General features: G+C 58.8%; 14 protein-coding genes and 1 pseudogene. 13 read left to right on the top strand and 2 right to left on the bottom strand.

Annotated features, from left to right (window positions below):
* The first annotated feature begins 150 nt into the window (after positions 1-150).
* The 9 genes from HMPREF2875_RS11325 (at position 151) to HMPREF2875_RS11285 (ending at position 11,885) form a co-directional block, all read left to right on the top strand.
* Complete coding sequence (locus HMPREF2875_RS11325; RefSeq protein WP_070673236.1) at positions 151-1,530, top strand: TetR/AcrR family transcriptional regulator; 1,380 nt, start codon at positions 151-153, stop codon at positions 1,528-1,530.
* A 335-nt stretch (positions 1,531-1,865) separates the two neighbouring features.
* Positions 1,866-4,424 carry an ATP-dependent chaperone ClpB gene (gene clpB, locus HMPREF2875_RS11320; protein WP_070673235.1) on the top strand — a complete coding sequence of 853 codons (2,559 nt, stop codon included), beginning with the start codon at positions 1,866-1,868 and terminating at the stop codon, positions 4,422-4,424.
* A gap of 57 nt (positions 4,425-4,481) precedes the next feature.
* Positions 4,482-5,333 (top strand): sulfurtransferase, encoded by an 852-nt coding sequence (locus HMPREF2875_RS11315; protein WP_070673233.1) that lies wholly within the window; start codon positions 4,482-4,484, stop codon positions 5,331-5,333.
* Between the two features lie 40 nt (positions 5,334-5,373).
* Positions 5,374-6,654 carry a type III secretion system chaperone family protein gene (locus HMPREF2875_RS11310; protein WP_070673231.1) on the top strand — a complete coding sequence of 427 codons (1,281 nt, stop codon included), beginning with the start codon at positions 5,374-5,376 and terminating at the stop codon, positions 6,652-6,654.
* 126 nt (positions 6,655-6,780) lie between these two features.
* Positions 6,781-7,326 carry an orotate phosphoribosyltransferase gene (gene pyrE / locus HMPREF2875_RS11305; RefSeq protein WP_070673229.1) on the top strand — a complete coding sequence of 182 codons (546 nt, stop codon included), beginning with the start codon at positions 6,781-6,783 and terminating at the stop codon, positions 7,324-7,326.
* Positions 7,319-8,011, top strand: a complete 693-nt coding sequence (locus HMPREF2875_RS11300; protein WP_070673227.1) for a TrmH family RNA methyltransferase — start codon at positions 7,319-7,321, stop codon at positions 8,009-8,011. The genes pyrE and HMPREF2875_RS11300 overlap by 8 nt, the downstream gene beginning before the upstream one ends.
* Before the next feature lie 63 nt (positions 8,012-8,074).
* Positions 8,075-9,286, top strand: a complete 1,212-nt coding sequence (locus HMPREF2875_RS11295) for a glycoside hydrolase family 76 protein (RefSeq protein WP_070673225.1) — start codon at positions 8,075-8,077, stop codon at positions 9,284-9,286.
* Positions 9,287-9,453: 167 nt separating this feature from the next.
* Positions 9,454-10,488, top strand: a complete 1,035-nt coding sequence (fbaA, locus tag HMPREF2875_RS11290) for a class II fructose-bisphosphate aldolase (protein WP_070673223.1) — start codon at positions 9,454-9,456, stop codon at positions 10,486-10,488.
* A gap of 182 nt (positions 10,489-10,670) precedes the next feature.
* A complete protein-coding gene (locus HMPREF2875_RS11285) occupies positions 10,671-11,885 on the top strand; it encodes an FUSC family protein (protein ID WP_070673221.1) in 1,215 nt (404 codons plus the stop codon).
* Positions 11,886-11,935: 50 nt separating this feature from the next.
* Here the strand turns inward: HMPREF2875_RS11285 and HMPREF2875_RS11280 are convergent, their stop codons facing one another.
* Together HMPREF2875_RS11280 and HMPREF2875_RS11275 are read right to left on the bottom strand one after the other, a co-directional pair.
* Complete coding sequence (locus tag HMPREF2875_RS11280; RefSeq protein ID WP_246817106.1) at positions 11,936-13,027, bottom strand: Abi family protein; 1,092 nt, start codon at positions 13,025-13,027, stop codon at positions 11,936-11,938.
* Positions 13,028-13,276: 249 nt separating this feature from the next.
* Positions 13,277-14,059 (bottom strand): hypothetical protein, encoded by a 783-nt coding sequence (locus tag HMPREF2875_RS11275; RefSeq protein ID WP_246817105.1) that lies wholly within the window; start codon positions 14,057-14,059, stop codon positions 13,277-13,279.
* A 304-nt stretch (positions 14,060-14,363) separates the two neighbouring features.
* On the opposite strand from HMPREF2875_RS11275, the gene HMPREF2875_RS11270 reads away from it, so the two are divergent.
* The 4 genes and pseudogenes from HMPREF2875_RS11270 to HMPREF2875_RS13860 all read left to right on the top strand — a co-directional run.
* Positions 14,364-15,440, top strand: coding sequence for a hypothetical protein (locus HMPREF2875_RS11270; protein ID WP_246817104.1), 1,077 nt, complete (start codon positions 14,364-14,366; stop codon positions 15,438-15,440).
* 149 nt (positions 15,441-15,589) lie between these two features.
* The gene (locus tag HMPREF2875_RS11265; protein ID WP_070673215.1) at positions 15,590-16,882 is read left to right on the top strand and encodes an adenylosuccinate synthase; all 1,293 of its coding nucleotides are present in this window, start codon (positions 15,590-15,592) and stop codon (positions 16,880-16,882) included.
* A 57-nt stretch (positions 16,883-16,939) separates the two neighbouring features.
* On the top strand, positions 16,940-18,289 hold the full coding sequence (purT, locus tag HMPREF2875_RS11260) for a formate-dependent phosphoribosylglycinamide formyltransferase (RefSeq protein ID WP_070673213.1): 1,350 nt from the start codon (positions 16,940-16,942) through the stop codon (positions 18,287-18,289).
* 652 nt (positions 18,290-18,941) lie between these two features.
* Positions 18,942-19,937: pseudogene (locus tag HMPREF2875_RS13860) on the top strand (hypothetical protein); the annotation flags it as partial.

Raw genomic sequence — 19,937 nt, 5'->3', positions numbered from 1 at the left:
TGAACTCACGCTGTATAGCTGCTGTGGGATAGCAATTAAATACCCTTCTCGCATTGCTGTTTAAAGATTGCTCAGGCTAAAATCTGAGGGGCTGTTAATCTGCCTCTATCTTTCTCTTTCGCCTGCTGGGCACAATCTTTAGGAAACTACATGAAGCATCTTTATGAGGACTCTCCTCGCGAGGCTGTCCTCGAGTCGGCGATCCACGTGGCCGCTGCCCAGGGCGACGATGCCGTCACTGCGGAATCGGTGGCTAAATACGCAGATCTGAAGCCCTCCGATGTCACTGCAGTATTTCCTAACCGTGAGGAGATCATCTCCGCTATCCCCGAGTACGTCTCCCAGCGCAGGGTGAACTTCCTCAAAGACACCCTCGAGGCAGTCCCGAGCTACGCGGGTTTGTTTGACAGGCTCACCACGTTTGTGGAGTCCTACTACGAGTATGCCGAGCGTGAACCGGAGCTTTTCCGCTACCTCTTTGAACAGAAGGCCCGCGTTCTCAATGATGAATGGCAGGCGTTGCTGAAGGGGGGCCCCTCCAACAATTTGGCCTTGGAACTTGTTCACCAGAACATGGCTCTCATCGTGGACCATGCTGGGCTTGAGGTAGGCCCAGATGTGTGCCCGGAGACCCTGGCAAAACTCAGCGTGGCCAGCTGGGCCACCGTTCATGGCATGGCGCACTTGAGTGTTCTGGGCGTCTTGCGCCACCAGCACCCGGTGGTTCGCCGCTTTAATCTCCGCGAGGTGTGCAAGGCACTCATCGGAACGCTTTTCCATTCCGCTGAGACCTGTGAGCTACTCGACGTTAGCGATAGCATGTCTGTCTTCCGCGAGCGTATTTCCGCCTACGGCCCAAGCCGCGAAGCGCTACCGGATATCTCCACTATTGAGGACCTCACGGCATTTCCTACGGAGCGGGCTAGGGCTGCCGTTATGGAACGCGCCATTCAGCTTGCGGGCCGGCAAGGCATGCAGGCGGTGACTATCGAGAACGTCGCCGAGTATTTTGGTGTGTCTGACGTTTTTGTGGCGTCACTCGTGGACAATGACTTTGTGCTGCGTGAGCGCGTCGAACATGAAACCGACCGCGAACTTGAGGGCATGATTCTCTACCTCCTAGATAAGCTGCCGGCGGATGCCAGTGCCAAGGACAAACTCTTGTGCAGTGCCGTGGCGTACTTCCACTACGCCATGACTGCTCCGGATCGCTACGGTGCCTGCATCGCAGCTGCGTCAGGCTCCGTGGTTCCGCTGAGTGAGGACGGCGAGGAAGACCAAACTCAGATGGGCGTGTCCTTCGCGCAGCTCATGCGCTTTAACCGTGAAGCACTGTGGGAAGCCGGCCTCGAGCCCAAGGACCGCCTGGTTTACATCAAGAACTTCACCCTGTGGGCCGGCGCCGACGGTATGTGCCACCTGGCCTCCGTAGGCGAGTTCCGCTCCATTGACCTCGAACAGAAGTGGTCGATCTACTACGCCGTTATCGGCATCGTCTTCGCCACCTTCGAGCACGGCCTCCGCGCCTAACATTCTCTCCACGTAGCGCGCGCCCATCGCGCGATTAACAATCCCGTCACGTAGCGCGCGCCCATCGCGCGCTACCCGCACCGCATCCCGCCCTCCTGCGCCCGCACTGAGGGCGCTTCGTGCTTTCTGCATTCGGGGCAAGCCTGCAAACCCTCCCGCAAAGTTGAGTGAACCTATATCAACCTGCCCGGATAAAAATCTCCACAAAAGTTTGACTTGAGTGGAACAGACTCAAGTTCTTTGGCGTTATAGTCGGTGAAGCCACCTTCCCGCACCGGGCATAACCACAATCACCTTGGTGCGAGGGAGGGCAATAAACACAAGGAGATAAACGCATGAATTCTTTTAACCCCACCACCAAGACGCAGGAAGCACTGCAGCAGGCGCTGAAAGTCGCCTCCGCTAACGGCAACCCGGACATTCGCCCGGCACACCTTTTAGCAGCCATCCTCGAGCAAAAGGACGGCATCGCCGCCCCGGTCCTTAAGGCCACCGGCGTGGACCCGGACACGGTTCTTAAGGAGGCGCGCGAACTTATTGATGCCCTGCCCAAGGCAGAGGGCGCCAACATGGCGAACCCGAACTTTAACCGCGACGCACTCAACGTTCTTACCCGCGCCCAGGAGCTGGCCGGTGAGCTCGGTGATGAATACGTGTCCACCGAGGTACTGCTGGCTGCCATCGCGGGGTCCAAGTCGGATGCCGCTGAGCTTCTCACCTCCCGCGGCGCGACTTACGACGCGCTGAAAGGTGCTTTCCCTTCCGTGCGCGGTGCCGCCAAGGTGACCTCGGAGAACCCGGAGGATCAGTTCCAGGCACTAGAAAAGTACGCCACGGACCTTACTGCCCGTGCCCGCGAAGGAAAGATTGATCCGGTTATCGGCCGTGACCAGGAAATCCGCCGCGTGGTGCAGGTTCTTAGCCGCCGTACCAAGAACAACCCGGTGCTTATCGGTGAGCCCGGTGTGGGTAAAACCGCCATCGTCGAAGGCCTGGCTCGCCGCATCGTGGCTGGCGACGTCCCCGAGTCCCTCAAGGGCAAGACTCTCATTAGCCTGGACCTCGGCTCCATGGTTGCCGGTGCAAAGTACCGCGGTGAATTTGAGGAACGTCTCAAGGCCGTGCTCGATGAGATTAAAGCCTCCGAGGGGCAAATCATCACCTTCATCGATGAGCTGCACACCATCGTCGGCGCCGGCGCTACCGGTGACGGCTCGATGGACGCCGGCAACATGATTAAGCCCATGCTGGCCCGCGGTGAGCTGCGCCTCGTCGGTGCCACGACCCTGGACGAGTACCGCAAGTACATTGAAAAGGACGCCGCCCTTGAGCGCCGCTTTCAGCAGGTCCATGCCGCCGAGCCTTCCGTCGAGGACACCATCGGCATCCTGCGTGGACTCAAGGAGCGCTACGAGGTACACCACGGCGTGCGCATCATGGACTCCGCCCTGGTGTCCGCCGCGGAGCTGTCGAACCGCTACATCACCAACCGCTTCCTGCCGGACAAGGCCATCGATTTGGTCGATGAGGCCGGCTCCCGCCTGCGCATGGAGATTGACTCCTCCCCGCAGGAAATCGACGAGCTGGAGCGCATCGTGCGCCGCATGGAGATCGAAGAGCTGGCTCTCAAGAAGGAGTCCGACGCCGCTTCCCAGGACCGCCTGGTAACCCTCCAGCAGGAGCTGGCAGACCAGCGAGAAAAGCTCGGTGAGCTCAAGGCCCGCTGGGCTAATGAGAAGAAGGCCATCGATGATGTCCAAAACATCAAGGAACAACTCGATGACCTGCGCCGCCAGGCGGAAATCGCTGAACGCGATGGTGACCTAGCGCTGGCTTCTGAGATCAACTACGGCAAGATCCCACCGCTGGAGAAGGACCTCGCTGCCGCTGAGGAGAAGGCCACGCAGCAGCGCAACACCATGCTCAGTGAGGAGGTCACCCCAGACACCATCGCGGAGGTCGTCTCCGCGTGGACCGGCATTCCTGCCGGAAAGATGCTGCAGGGAGAAACCGAGAAGCTGCTCAATATGGAATCTGTGCTGGGCAAGCGCGTCGTGGGCCAGAAGGAAGCCGTCACCGCGGTCTCGGATGCGGTGCGCCGCTCCCGCGCGGGCGTGGCTGACCCGAACCGCCCGACCGGATCCTTCCTCTTCCTTGGCCCCACCGGCGTGGGTAAGACGGAGCTAGCCAAGGCAGTGGCGGACTTCCTCTTCGATGATGAATCCGCCATGGTCCGCATCGATATGTCCGAGTACGGCGAGAAGCACTCCGTCTCCCGCCTCGTCGGTGCCCCTCCGGGATACGTTGGCCACGAGGCCGGTGGTCAGCTCACCGAAGCTGTGCGTCGCCGTCCGTACACGCTGGTGCTTTTCGACGAAGTGGAGAAGGCCCACCCCGACGTCTTCGACGTCCTCCTGCAGGTCCTCGACGAAGGCCGCTTGACGGATGGCCAAGGGCGCACGGTGGACTTCCGCAACACGGTCATCATCCTGACCTCCAACCTGGGTGCTGGCGGCACCCGGGAGGAGACCATGGCCGCAGTGAAGAAGGCCTTCAAGCCCGAGTTTATCAACCGTCTCGATGATGTGGTCATGTTCGAGCCCCTCTCCGAGGAGCTCCTGCGCGGCATCGTTGACATCCAGCTGCGTGGCCTGGCTGAGCGCCTTGCCTCCCGCCGCCTGACCCTGCAGGTCTCGGACTCTGCCAAGTCTTGGCTCGCGGACCGCGGCTATGACCCGGCCTATGGTGCTCGCCCACTGCGCCGCACCATTCAGCAGGCCATCGGTGACCAGCTGGCTAAGAAGCTGCTGGCCGGTGACATCGTGGATGGCGATACCGTCCATGTCGACGTCGCCGATGGCGGCGAGCGCCTGGACCTCACTGCCCGCCGCTAAGCCGAGCCGTCTCCGCACAGCGCGCGCCAACTCGCTCATGCCCCTATCATCGGGGGCATGAGCATTTTGGTCTCCCCGCACGAGCTTCGTGACAAGATTTACCACGGCGACAAAACAACTATCCTTGCCTCTCTTTGGGCTCCTGGCGAAGGAGAGTCCTTCAACCAATTTTCCTCCCTCCATGTGCCGACCGCCCAGTATGCGGACGCTGCCTCTGCCTTCGTGGGCCTGCCAGGCTCCAAGGTGGGCCGCAACCCGCTGCCGCTGCCGGAGAAGGTCCAGGAGTGGGTTGACCACTGGGGTTTGCGCGAGGGCTACGAGGTCGTCGTCTACGACGAGGGCCGTGGCCTCTTCGCTGGCCGCGCCTGGTGGACGCTGCGCTGGGCGGGCGTACAGAACGTCCGCATTCTCGATGGCGGCCTGTCCAATTGGCGCGCCCAGGGCATGCCTACCCTTACCGGGCCGGGCAACTTGGGCATGACCTCGAATATCACCGTTCAGCCGGGTTCCATGCCCACGGTCACGATCGATGAGGTCAAGGAACATACGGGGCTGCTTCTCGACGCCCGCACGCGCAACCGCTTCGCTGGCCGCCGCGAGAACCTCGACCTCAAGGCCGGCCACATCCCGGGTGCAGTCAACCTGCCGGAGCGCCTCTTCCACACCGACGGTGTTACCGTCTGGCGCTCCAAGGAAGAAATCCTTGACATCTTGGGCGAGCACGGCGTCACCAAGGAGAACACCGACGGCGCCATTATCTACTCCGGCTCCGGTAACCACTCCTCCCTAGCCATCGCCCTCTTTGAGTACGTGGGCTTTACGGGCCTGCGGCACTTCGTGGGTGGTTGGTCTCAGTGGTCCGCGAACCCGAAGAACCCCATCGAGCGCGGCGACCGCGACCACGTCTAAGCGCCCCGTCCTCGTCCCGAGCGATTAAGCTCAGTCAGTAATGCCTTTCGTACTCCTACTCCTCGCCGCCGCCGCGCTCCTCGCGGGTTTGCTCCTGCTCTGGTGGGACCAGCGCCAGCGCACCGACTCTCCGGCCGCTGACACCACTCCTTCCGCCGACGAACAGCTGCCTGAGCAGCCCACCTCCGAGCCCGTCGCCACCGAATCGGACGCTGCCGACAACGCAGCAACCGATACAGCAACCGAGCCCGCACCGGCAGACGAGTCTGCGCCGCAGCCCGAACCGGCACCTGAGCCCGAGTACGAACCCACTTCCGAGCCGGAACCCACGCCAGAGCCATTGCCGGAAGCAATGCCGGCAGCAGAACCAACTCCGGAACCAATTCCAGAGCCAGAAACTGCCGCCGATTCCAATTCCGGGGAACCGGCTCCGGCACCCCGCTTTACGGAGCGCGCCGAACGCGCCAAGCACCTCGTGCCCGGCAGCGCTCGACGCGAGCGGAAAACTTTCGGCCAACAGCGCGGCTGGGAGTACGCCAAGCATGATTCCTACCTCGCGGATGAATGGACCCGTGGTGCTGCTGCCCGCGGCCAGGAGCCGAAAGACATCATTGCTGGAACGGTTCGTGGCCATGAAACGCTGCTCTTCGATATGGGCGCTATCCCCATCATGGCCATGCGCACTGGCGCAGCTTCTGACATCGTGATTGATTTTCGTCGCGTAGGGGAGACCGTGGACACTCCTTCCGACGACCTCGTCCATGTGTGCACGGAGGAAGGCTTCGACGTCTTCGCCTCCGAAGCCGGCGTGGGCCAGCGTCTCATCGATGACCGCGTCACTCGTGCTTTGCGCGCGCTACCCGCTGTAGTCACTGCTGCGTGGATGGAAGGGGAGTGGGTACTTGCCCAAACCACCAAGCAGGCTCGCAGCACCGAGTGGGAAGAGATGCTCGAACCACTTGCGGTGCTGGCTGATACCGCACGCGTCCTTCCGCCACGCTCCGAAGCTACCCAGGTGCTGCGCGTAGACGAGCTCGACCCGAGCCGCGACATTCCCGCACCCCCACAGCCGGAACCCACTGGCCCCACGGCCGTCCCTGACCGTGACGCCTCCGTCGGTGCCCCTAATATCCAGCGCCCGACTGAACCTGTGGTCATGCCGAGCCGCACGACGAGCGAAGCACATGGCCCCATCGACCACACGAGCCTGGGCGCGGACGAGGTGGACGCCATCGCTGATGGTCGCGAACACCCCACCCACGAGCAGAACCAAGCCCGCCTGCCGCGCCGCTTTGATGGTGGTTCCTCTATTTTCGACTAGCCAGCGCCACGAATAGTCCGCGCCGCAAGCACTGCAGCCCGTGTAATGGTCTGCCACTTGGAAGAGGGTAGACTACAGGGCGGATTTTTAAAGGCTAGAGACAGCCACATACCGAAGGAGCGCGCGATGAGCCTGGATCAGCAGAAGAAGCAACGCCTAGCAGAACTGGTAAAGGAGCTGGCCGTCGTCCACGGCAAGGTCACGCTGTCCTCCGGCAAGGAGGCTGACTACTACGTTGACCTGCGCCGTGCCACCCTGCAGCACGAGGCATCCCGTCTCATCGGCTCCCTGCTGCGTGAGCTCACTGCGGACTGGGACTTCGCCGCTGCCGGCGGACTGACCATGGGCGCCGACCCTGTCGCGCTGTCCATCATGCATGCTGATGGCCGTGACATCGACGCTTTCGTCGTGCGCAAGGAAGCCAAGAAGCACGGCATGCAGCGCCAGATTGAAGGCTTCAACGTTGAGGGCCAGAAGGTGCTCGTCGTGGAAGACACCACCACGACCGGTAACTCCCCGCTGACCGCTGTCAAGGCCCTGCGAAACGCAGGTGCTGAGGTTGTTGGCGTGGCCACCGTTGTGGACCGTGATACCGACGCTGGTGCAGCCATCGCCGCCGAAGGCTTGGAGTACCGCTACCTACTGGGCCTTGAGGACCTCGACCTTGCCTAATACCGGCGACGCCGCTCACCACAACGAAGCCACCGATGCCAAAGGCCCCACCGAGTGGAACGAAGGCCGCCATGGCGTCGGGCCCTGGGAAGGGCCGCTTCCCGAAGGGCCAGAAGCGGAAAAATACGACCCAGAGCTGCTTGCCGAAGGCGACCGCCGCAACGTCGTGGACGCCTACCGCTACTGGTCGCGCGAGGCCATCCGTGCGGACATTGATACCCGCCGGCATGCCCTCCACATCGCCATCGAGAACTTCGAGAACGACGCCAACATCGGCACGGTCGTGCGCACGGCCAACGCCTTTGCTGTCGACACCGTCCACATCGTAGGCCGCCGCCGTTGGAACCGCCGCGGCGCCATGGTTACGGATAGATACCAGCACCTCATGCACCATGCGGACGTTAGTGAACTAATGACCTGGGCCGCCGAGCAGGAGCTCACCGTCGTCGCCATCGACAACACCCCCGGGTGTGTGCCTCTCGAAACCGCAGAACTACCTGAACGCTGTCTTCTCCTCTTTGGTCAAGAGGGCCCCGGTGTGAGCCAAGAGGCCCAAGACGCAGCGCTAATGACGTGCTCCATCGCCCAGTTTGGCTCCACGCGCAGCATTAATGCAGGTGTGGCCGCAGGTATTGCCATGCATGCGTGGATTCGGCAGCACGCCGACTTATCAAAAGCATGGTGAGGCCCCGCCCACTATGTTTACATGTGAGGTAACGAATTCACATGCCAGAATGATGAGACAGACGTGAAAGAAAAATGGGCACACCGTGCTGACCTCGCGGAGACAGCCATCAACGAGCGCCACGCGAGCGCCGTGTGGGGCTTGCCGCGTACCAACCTTGCGGTGGTGAGCTGGCCGCCCACCACCAAGGAATCGCTCTTTGTCCATTGGCACTACTGGTGGCAAGCCCACTACCTGGATTGCCAGGTAGATGCCGCACTGCGCAAAAACACCAAGGTGCGCCGAACGCTTATCGCCAACACCATGCGCGGCATTCACGTGCGCAACCTGCGCGCGCTGACGAAGAATCGTTACTACGATGACAAGGCCTGGATGGCCCTCGCCATGGCCCGCGCCGGGGAGCTAAATAAGCTGCGCCCGTATAAGAAGCTCAGCGTCCTGCAGGGAAACATTCGCGCCGGAATCGATTCCCAGGTGGGAGTACTGCCGTGGCGCGAAGGCGAGACCTTCCTTAACGTGCCTTCCAACGGCCCCGGCGCCATCATGCTTGCCCGCATGGGTCGCCTAGACGAAGCCCGCCACATCGTGGACTGGATCTATGACCATCTCATCGACGATGACGGCTTCGTCATGGACGGCATCCGCATGCGTATGGACGGTCGCGAAGTTGTTCGCGCCATCCATCCCTACTGCCAAGGCGTTGTCCTCGGTGCTTGCCTGGAAATTGTCCTTGCTCTGCGCAAGAAATCAGGACTGACCTCTTTGGAAACCATCGACACCATCTACGAGGCTGACTTGGCCAAAGACATGATGGACTACACCACCCGCATCCGCAGTCTCGTTCAGGCTGTGGCCACGGGTATGGCAACCCATACAGGCGTTATTGACTGGAAAACCGGTGACGGTGATGGCGGCCTATTCAAGGGCATTCTCGTGCGCTACCTCGCAGACGTGGCCGTGCGCCTCCCTGGGGATTCGCCTGCCAATCGCGCCACGAAAAAGCTCGCGGCACGCCTCGTCATCAGCTCTGCCGAGTCCGTGTGGGAACACCGCCTCGAGGTGGACGGCCTGCCCATCTTCGGTTCTGACTGGACCGCGGACGCGAAACTGCCCCACAACTATGGGTTCGGCCCGTCGAGCCTGGGCCAAAAGGTCGGCATTATCCGCGTGGCCGAGCGAGATTTGTCCGTTCAGTTGTCCGGTTGGATGCTACTGGAGGCCTGCGCCCGAATTTGGAAGCACAAGGAAGAATCCAAAAAGGTACAAAACTCCTAGTAGACCTGCACACCTTCGAACTGAAATCACCCCCTTAAGTGAGATCACACCGTATCGTACGGCGGAAACCAACATCGATAGGCATACTTGGGTGTTGGAACGTGTTGTTTCGCCTAACAGCGAGGTAGCACGGCTTACTGCACAGCAACTCCAAAGGATGGATCTTTATGCCAATCGCAACCCCTGAGGTCTATAACCAGATGCTCGATACCGCCAAGAAGGGCGGCTTCGCATTCCCGGCCATCAACTGCACCTCCTCCGAAACCATCAACGCAGCACTCCGCGGCTTCGCCGAGGCTGAGTCCGACGGCATCATCCAGTTCTCCACCGGCGGTGCCGAGTTCGGTTCCGGCCTGTCCGTGAAGAACAAGGTTGCCGGTGCAAAGGCACTCGCTGCCTTCGCGCACGAAGCAGCACAGCACTACGGCATCAACGTTGCGCTGCACACCGACCACTGCCAGAAGGAAGTTCTGGATGAGTACGTGCGCCCGCTCATCGCCTTCTCCCAGGAGCGCGTAGACCGCGGCGAGCTGCCGCTGTTCCAGTCCCACATGTGGGATGGCTCCGCTATCCCGATCGATGAGAACCTGGAAATCGCTCAGGAGCTGCTGGAGAAGGCAAAGAACGCCAACATCATTCTCGAGGTTGAGATTGGTGTTGTCGGCGGCGAAGAGGACGGCGTTCAGGCTAAGGCTGGCGCTAACCTCTACACCTCCCCGGAGGACTTTGAGAAGACCGTTGATGCCCTCGGTACCGGTGAGAAGGGCCGCTACCTGCTGGCAGCTACCTTCGGTAACGTCCACGGCGTGTACAAGCCGGGCAACGTGAAGCTGCGCCCGGAGGTTCTCGATGAGGGTCAGAAGACCGCATCCAAGAAGCTCGGCCTTGAGGATGGCTCCAAGCCGTTCGACTTCGTCTTCCACGGTGGCTCCGGCTCCGAGAAGGAGAAGATCGAGCAGGCTCTGGGCTACGGCGTTGTCAAGATGAACGTTGACACCGATACCCAGTACGCCTTCACCAATCCGGTCGCTCGCCACATGTTCGCTAACTACGATGGCGTCTTCAAGATTGACGGTGAGGTTGGCAACAAGAAGGTCTACGACCCGCGCTCCTACATGAAGAAGGCTGAGCAGGCTATGGCTGACCGCGTGGTTGAGGCCTGCACCGACCTGCACTCTGTGGGCAAGACCGTTTCTAAGTAACGGTTCTAAGTCGCTGTTGCTTGGCGCCATCCCTCTGGTACAGCTCCCCAAGCCAGCGCATGATCTGAGCACGATAGCTCCCGAATCCACCCGGTTCGGAAGGCTACCGTGCTCATTTTTTTGCATCCAGCCCAGGCTGCCCCAGTCAACGCCTACAGCTGAACGCGTAAGATACGGAAACCATGGGAGCGCAAGAGTCATCGTCGAGTACCGTCAAGCGCGTTCGCAGGACTACCCGCGAGCAGCTGCGGCTGGTGGATAAGTCGGTTAAGTCGCGCTTTACGCGCGTGCGCAACCGGCTTGTCTTCATGGTGCAGAGCACACTCGGTGCTGGCCTCGCATTCTATGTAGCGCATGATTTTTTCGGCCACGAGCAGCCCTTCTTCGCCCCGATGGCGGTCATCATCATTTTGGGTCTCTCCGGCAGTGATCGCATTAGCCGCGCGGTGGATATGGCCATCGGCGGTGTCATCGGCGTCCTCGTGGGCACGTTGCTCGTGGATGCTCTGGGCACCGGCCCAATTCATATGACCATCATCATTGGTCTGGCGTTGATTATCGGTTCTTTCGTCACCGGATCGCAGTTGGTGTCCAACCAGATTGTCATCGCCGCCATCCTCATTGCCACGATTTTGCCCCCGACGGAGATGGGCGGAGTCTCCCGCGCGATTGACGCCATTATCGGTGCAGTCATCGGGCTGTCCATGATCATGCTCATCCCGAATTCGCCTCTGCGAGCGGGCCGAACCGAGGTGTCCAAGGTTCTTGGAATCACGTCATCGGTGCTTGTCGATGTCTCGAAAGGCCTCGAGGATAACGACCCCGACCGCATCCAAGAAGCACGTGATGCTGTGCGCGGAACTCAGGATGACATCAACAACATGCTGAACGCCACGAAAGGTGGTGCGGAGACCGCACGTCTATCACCGTTCCTGTGGGGCTCGCAGCGCAACGTCCGCTCCTTGGAGCGTATTCTCACCCCCGTCGATAACGTTGTCCGCGGCACCCGTGTGCTGTCCCGCCGTGCACTCGTCCTGGCTGAAGATGATGATGAAGCAACCCCGGAGCAGGTCGAGCTTATCGACGACATCTCGGACATCATGATGGAGCTCTCAGAACTCTACAGTCACCAATCCGCGCGGGAACGCCGCGTGGATGAGGCCCACGCTATCCCCGACATTGTTCACCGTCTGCGCCAGCTAGCGGCACGCTGTTCCGTTGACATGGCGGGGGACAAGCCGGTTCTCTCCGCTTATGCGGTGCTGGCACAAACGCGTTCCATCATCGTGGACTTGCTCATGATTTGTGGCATGTCCCGCGAGTCCGCGGTGGCGCAGCTAGTGCCCACGTCGAAGCACCCGGCCTACCCGCCGGAGGTGCTGGAGGACGAAGACTAAGGATGACTAGGGCCGCAACTTTAGCAGTGCGAATTCGGAAATCATTCGGACTACTTGTTCGGTGAAGGCAAATCAGATGTGACTTTGGCAGCCAACAGAGAACTACTCTGAAAGTACCGGGGTCTCTTCACAAATGCGGAGCCGCGTCCACTTGCTTCGTGCAAGATTTCCTGCTCACCAGCGGTAGTGAGAGTTAAGGCGTGCTTGGGTCCACTAAGGTGATACACCTTGTAGGTTTTCTCCGGTGGATAGCTTTTAACGAATGGATCTGAGAGGGCGTAGCTCATGATCTTCCCGAGACGATTTTCCTCGGGGTCGGATGATTTCTTAAGCTCGTTTGAGGTCTTCTTGTTCCAGTTAGAAGCGATTTCGATGTCTAAAACCCTTGGAAAGATTCCGATGATTTTCTGGCTGAAATAGAACCCTATGTAATCTACTTGTGCAAGTGGCGTGGAGGCTTCCAGAACCACGGCACCTACCCTTTGGTAGAAGGTGAAAAGGGAGTCGTCGGCGTGCCCCAAGATCGCGGTATTGAGCTTTGGAGTGCGATTTGTGGCTAGCTCCGTGACGCGTTCGAGGTTTTCTAACCATAGTCTTGCATCTTGGTCTATCCAACTGGCAAGTCTTAAAATTTTCTTTAGCTCTACCGTTGGGTCCACGTTGAGAAGTGAGTCCTGATGAGCACACCGATTTCGTAGGACATTGAGGTCTGTCAACAAGGTTGCAACTATTTTCCTGCTACCTTGGCCCGGAAATGCGTTTCGAAGGTATTTTCTCCAGATTTCCTCATTGGCATCGGACTTCGTGGAAAGTAGTGAAGCCCAGTACCCCATGTTCAGATGCGCGATGATGTCGTCCTTTGTGACAGGACGCTTGTATTTCTTGGCTAGCTTCGTAGAGAGTGCGGAAATATCGAAAGAATCTTGACTCCAGCCGAAGTCAAAAGGGTGAGCTTCGGCAAGTGAATCACTCATGGCATTCCGCAGCAAGACCTCAGTGTGATGAATGACTTCAGACAATGCAGCTGCGATTTGTGCGTTGAGTTCATATAGCTTCCATGCTTCCTCCGGTGTGCCACATTCTTCGAGGTATGGAGCGAATCTGGCCTCGGATACCCAAGAAACTTTTCTTGTGAGTGGCATGGGTTTGTTCTTTCGGGAGTCGAGAATGGTAGAGTTTTCCGCATACCGCCTAGGCGCATTGCACAATGCGCATGCGGTGAGGATCCGGTTCCGAGCCTAGTACCGAAAGGTAATGCTGGTCGGATCCTCATTTCGTTTTACCCTCAAACTCGTGCCCGAGAATCGGGGCCTAAACGACATTTCGTGCTGGCCTCCCAAATTAGTGGCCCCGGTACTGAGCCAGATTGATCGGATTACTAAGCAGGAGAATTAGGGCCGCACTACCTGCAGGTCCCGAAGGTGCCGGTAGAACGTCACGCGTTTGACCGGACGCGGTGCGCGGATGCCATCGACGCTGACGCTCAGCTCTGGCCCGCCTGCCTGCACGGCTCTTCCCTGCACCACACTATCGGGGTCGAGTTGTCCCGGCTGTGCTTGTTTGCGGAGACGAGCGAATAGTACCCTCCGTGGCTCATCTTCCGCAGTAAAGCTCGATACCGCCTTTGCCGCCACGATGCCCGGTGCATCGGTCATGGGGACAAGGCGAGCGCCAAAGACATGCTTCTCGCGGTCCGCGCGCAAAAGCACAGCATCATCGACGATAATCTCACCCGTAATCTCCTCCCCTGACCATTCCGCAATGGTGGCAGAGCCCGCAACGGCCAGACCCGCATCATTTCGAATGAGCGGTACCGGTTTAACCGGCGCAGTCAACGCAAATGAGAGAGCGTCTTCTGTGGATGTTGGTAGTCCCCAATTCATCGCTGCCGTGGATGTCTCATCCGTTGGCACGAAGCCCACCTCAGCCCACAGGTAGTCCGCCCGCATCATCCGGGTGAGCACGGCGCTCAGCGCCGCGTCGCTGCCGACGACGACTACGCGCAATGGCTCGCGCAAGAACCGTGCTTGCGGTGCTGAGCCGGGCTGTCCTAAATGATCCACATCCGGCTGTGCAGCGATCTCATCGAGCGTTGGCGTCGGGTCCTCCGGTAGGACCTCCTTTGCCAGTGCGTCAAGCTCCTTGAGTTCGGCACGCGTCGGAACCTCGCTCATGTGCAGGGGCCGCACCTTCACTCCTTGCTCTTCAGCATGGGCAAGGGGAGCGGAAGCGGTGCCTGCGGCTTGGCCACCGCAGTATAAAAGCGCACAGAACATACAAGGATCATAGAAGCCTTATCTACAAACCTGTAACGACAGGCAGTTCTCCAACCGAGAAACGGGGAGCCTTGCCCAATGCTGTAGTGCGCGTCACAAGGGCTGGGTAGTCTGGCAGTCAAACCCCACAAGGTTTCCTACATCGAAGAGTTCCAGCAGAGTCCTATCTACCCCTTGGAGGTTTCTCACTGTGTCTGCTCGCATGACTACTCTCGCACTCCTCTCCGCTACGGGCCTGGCGCTGAGCGCCTGTACTTTTGGCGGAGGCTCTGGTGACAAAGCCGAAGAACCCGCTTTCACCACAGCGGCGGCAATGACCCTGGCAGAGTCGAGCTCCGAAGCATCCACGACCTCGAGTACCGCATCCTCCAGCAGCTCGGCTTCATCCACCACGAGCGCCAAGTGTGGGGAAGGCACGAAGCTGGAAGACACCGAACTCGGCAAGGTGTTGGAGAACAAGGAAGCTTACGTGAAGGGCTCCACCGAGAAATTCGAGGACCTCACCGTCGGTGAAGACGAGTATGACCCGTGCAAGTTCCTCAGCTACGTGGTGCTGGAGGGCAAGTTCGGTGGAGAATCCGTTAAAGTCCCTGCTTTCTTCGTCAATGGCAAAATCTATAGCGAGGATGCTCTTTACATCACATCCTCCTCGTTCGAGGTCAGCGAGGATGGCGAGGGCTACACCTATGAGTCCGAGACCGACGGTGACATTGTTGGTGTTGAAGGCAAAGTTTATAAGCGCCCAGGCACCGAAGCACCTATGATGGATGACTCTTTTGACGGTGTGAACTCCGACATTTTCTACCTCGATGTGAAGTCTGAACCCACCGAATCTGCGGACTTGGCTAAGGATGAAGAAGACCTCCGCGGCGAAGAACTCTTCACTATCGCTGCCGATGGCTGGAACATGGTCTGCGGAATCGCTGAGGAGAATAGCGCTATCGACTGTGCACATGGCGATGGCGGGGGTTGGGGCATTAAGGGCGGTAAGAGTCCAATGCCAGAAGGCATGGAGTTTAACTTAGTGACCTTCCTGCCACTGGAGGGTAATACCGAGTTCAGCCAGTATGACGACGATATCCCAACCAACGGCAAGAAAATTGAAGGAAACGGGCTCTACCGAATCGGCATCGGTGACATCGAAGCTCAGATCGCCGTTGTCGATGACGGCATCATCGTCAGCACCCCAGACAAGTCAAGGCTGATGTTCACCAACGACACCATCTACTTCGATAACGAGGAATCGGGCGGTGGCGACGCGAACACCGAAAGCGTCTAGTCAGCCCCAGGCTTAACTCCTCGCGGACGGTGCTCCGTGCTGCCAGCGCTCTAATTCTTGATGACCTTGTCACAAACCCACCACTGCTCCAGCAAGGCGGGTAAAGTAGGTGCGTATTTGACTTCAATAACTAGGAAGTGACACCAAAAATGGCAGCGATCGTCATCGTCGGCGCCCAGTGGGGCGACGAAGGCAAGGGCAAGGCTACCGACATCCTCGGCGGCAAGGTCGATTACGTAGTTAAGCCCAACGGCGGTAACAATGCCGGCCACACCGTCGTGGTCGGCGGCGAGAAGTACGAGCTGAAGCTCCTTCCCGCCGGTATTCTTTCAGAAAACGCCACCCCGGTCCTGGGCAATGGCGTGGTGATTAACCTGGAGGCTCTCTTTGATGAGATCGATGGCCTCGAAGCCCGCGGCGCTAATGCGTCGCGTCTGAAGATTTCCGCCAACGCGCACCTCGTGGCGCCTTATCACCAGACGCTCGACCGCGTACAGGAGCGCTTCCTCGGCAAGCGAGCCATCGGCACTACCGGCCGCGGTATCGGCCCCGCCTATGCCGACAAGGTTGCCCGCATCAGCATCCGTGTGCAGGACATCTTCGATGAATCCATCCTGCGCCAGAAAGTTGAGTCGGCTCTAGATATCAAGAACCAGATGCTGGTGAAGATGTACAACCGAAAGGCTATCGACCCAGATCAGATCGTGGACTACTTCTTGAGCTACCGCGATCGCTTGCGCCCGATGGTCATTGAGGCCGAGCTGGAGCTCAACAAGGCTCTAGATGCCGGCAAGCACGTCCTTATGGAAGGCGGCCAAGCCACCATGCTGGATGTGGATCACGGTACCTATCCGTTCGTGACCTCCTCGAACCCGACTGCCGGCGGTGCCTCTGTAGGCTCCGGCATCGGCCCAACTCGCATTAGGACTTCCCTGGGCATCATCAAGGCTTATACCACCCGCGTGGGCGCTGGTCCGTTCCCTACGGAGCTCTTCGATAAGTGGGGCGAGTACCTGCAGACCACCGGTGGCGAAATCGGCGTCAACACTGGCCGCAAGCGCCGTTGCGGTTGGTATGACTCCGTTATCGCCCGCTACGCAACCCGCGTCAATGGTTTCACGGACTACTTCCTCACGAAGCTGGATGTGCTTACCGGCATTGGTGAAATCCCCATCTGCGTGGCCTATGACGTTGATGGCAAGCGCTACGACGAGATGCCGCTGACTCAGTCCGAGTTCCACCACGCCGAGCCCATCTTTGAAACCATGCCTGCCTGGGATGAGGACATCACTGACTGCAAGACTTTTGACGACCTCCCTCAGAAGGCTCAGGATTATGTCCTGCGCTTGGAGGAGCTCTCTGGTTGCCGTATCTCCTACATTGGTGTCGGCCCAGGTCGTGATCAGACCATTGTGCGCCACGACGTCATGGAAGATCAGTAAGCAGGCAGGGGGACGTCGCCAAGCAGCATGGCGTTAAATGTGTGCGATAATTCGAGAATGACTACCGCAGGCGATAACGCAGGCCGCATCGGCACCCCGCTCACAGCAACCGCTACCAAGGTGCTATTGCTGGGGGCGGGCGAGCTAGGCAAGCAGCTGGCCATAGCCTTCCAAAATGTGGGGCTCGAAGTTCATGCCGTGGACCGCTACGCAGGAGCGCCAGCACAGCAGCTCGCGCACTTTAGCTACATTGCGGATATCCGCGACCCCGAAAAGGTCTGGGAGCTCATCCAGCGCATCGAGCCGGACTACGTGGTCCCCGAGGTGGAAACCGTGGCGATTGAAGCCCTCGAGCGCGTGGAGGAAGAATTGGGAGCCACCGTGGTGCCCTCCGCGCGTGCGTGCGCGCTGACCCAATCGCGTGAGAGCGTTCGTGCCGTGGCGGAGAGCATCGGCTTGCCCGTGTCCGGCTATCGCTTTGCGGAGTCCCCTGAGGAGCTGCAGAAGGCAGTGGGGGAGTTGGGCCTGCCGTGCATCGTGAAGCCGGACATTACGACCTCCGGCAAGGGGCACGTCCTTCTTAAGGAAGAAGAGGATGTTCAGGAAGCCTGGACCATGGTGCGCCACGTGTCCTCAGATAATAAGCGCGTGGTGGTGGAGCGCTTCGTGGACTTTGATTATGAGGTTACGCTCCTAGCAGTTCGCTCCATTGACCCGGCCACGGGCAAGATGGCCACGTGGTTTAGTGAGCCTATTGGTCACCGTCACGAAAAAGGTGACCTGGTGGAGTCCTGGCAGCCCATGGCGATGAGCGAGGATGCGCTGGCGAATGCGCGTTCCGTGGCCGCGCGTATCTCCAATGAGTTGGGTGGGCGCGGCGTGTACGGCGTGGAGCTCTTTGTGGCTGGCGATGATGTGTACTTCTCCTCAGTATCGCCGCGCCCGTTGGATACGGCGATGCTAACGGACTATACGCAGCGTTTCTCTGAGTTCGATCTGCACGTGCGCGCTATGTTGGGCCTTCCCATTGACGTCACGTTGGTCAGCCCTGGTGCTGCGGTCATTCTCCATGCGGACGCCAAGCTTGACGCCGTCTCCTTTGCCGGCCTCGACGCAGCCCTTGCCTACGAGGAAACTGACGTCCGTCTCTTCGGCAAGCCCAGCGCCTACGCCGGCCGCCGCATGGGCATGGTGTCCACGACCGCTGAGGACGTTGAAACTGCCCGCGACAGAGCCAACTTAGCGGCTTCTAAGATTACTGTGGGGTCAAGCCATAGTGAGTACGCTCAGGGCGCCTCAGAGGAGCCGGCGCTTAGCGACGCCCCCATTCCCGACATCGACGTCATCGAAGTCGCCGAGCCCGTCATTGACGTCGATCCCAAGCTCACCAGGTCTGCTGACGACTAATGGGGAGGTAACACTACACCCTTGGGTGTAGATGTGTGCAGGAATTTTTTAAGCGGTTGCGCGGTATGCGCGGCCGCTTTCGTCTATCTCAGGGACTGCGCAGGGTGGGGAAGCTGACAAAATCAAGGGAACGGGCGTTCTAGTTAAAGTTGAAGGTTCAACAAACCTTTTTACCCCTTCTTACTGGGCTTCATGTTCACTCAGTGCTCTAATGTCCGCGATGCTGTTCATATTTGGTTGAAATTTGCACATACCAACCCCTGCTAAAGCTTAGAAAACCTGAGTTGAGAAATTAAGACGAGAGAACTCCAACTTAATCAGTTTTTCTAAAAGCTGAGAATGTAGATACGTCAACAAGGCGTCGAACATTTTAGCTAACAGCACGATTTGCTGGTGTTATCATGCCGATTTACCTGCCGGTTTGCCGACTTTCCACCGACATAAGCGAAATTTATGAAAGAATCACCAATCTTGCAGGAGCCTGTGTGTGATGATATTCTGCTGAGTGGACTTTAAGAGTAGATCGAGAGTCTGAAGGTGTTTGTGCCGGTCAGGGTGGAAATGCCACGTCAAGATTTCAGATATTCTCAGCATCCATCCGGACGCTGCGCAGAATAAATTGTAAGAGTTTGCAACATCCGAAGAGGAAACAATGAGTAGATTACGAAACATCTCCAGAGAGGGGTGGATGGTCTTTACCGCAGTGCTGACTGCCATTGCGGTAATTGCGGCCATGGTCGCCATTCCTGGAGTGCGAGCGGAGGCTGCGGAGCCAACCGATTTTGTGCCTGACACTACGCTTGGTAACGAGCAGAAGAAGGAAGAAACGAACCCGCAGCATTTCGCCGCGGACTATAGCTGGGGTCTGCTTGTTTGGGCGGGTAAGCCGGCAGGACCTGGGTTCAACAACGGCGGATATAAGGGTAACGATGTGGGCTGGGCTTGGTGTATTGAGCCGCACGCCAAAACCCCGCTCAATACGTGGGAAAAGTACGAACAGAAGAAAGCGACGAAGCTTAAGTTCGACAAGACCTATCACGACGCTGTAATCAATCTCGCGCGGAAGATGGAATCTGCAGCTGCCCGGGGTGACAGCAAGTCGGCTGCTAACTATTACGTCTATCTGCTGATGTTCCTGAACTCGTCGCAAAACCCGAAGAGCTGGCCTGCTGGTGCTATCAAGGAGAATGATAAGAAGGCATTCCCGGCGTTTACCGGATCGCACGAAGAGTTTACGGCACTTACGGGCTATAAGATTGAAGGCTCCGTTGATGTTCCGAAGCTTGTAAAAGACCCGTCGGTTCAGATTGCGAAGCAACCTGCAGATGCGTATATCACTGTTGTGCATCCCAACAACAATCCCAATTCGAGTGCCCAGTCTGTTATCCCAGTAGACCAGCCGGGTCTGCCGGACGATGACGGTGAGAATCCGGGTACGGAAGAGACCCCCAAGCCGTCTGAGCCGTCCACGACCGAAGAGCAGACCACCGAAGAGACGCCGTCTGAGACCATTGATGAGTCGACTACTGATGAATCTGATGAGCCTTCTACTACTCCGAATACTGACGTAGTTCCAGAGCCGACGCCGTCGAGCTCCGACCGGCCTGAGCCTCGTGAGCCGAAGGTTTCGACGAATGCTGACTTTGCG

The sequence above is a fragment of the Corynebacterium sp. HMSC078H07 genome, assembly GCF_001812805.1.
Lineage (GTDB): Bacteria > Actinomycetota > Actinomycetes > Mycobacteriales > Mycobacteriaceae > Corynebacterium.
This window is presented reverse-complemented; position numbering and strand designations above follow the sequence as displayed.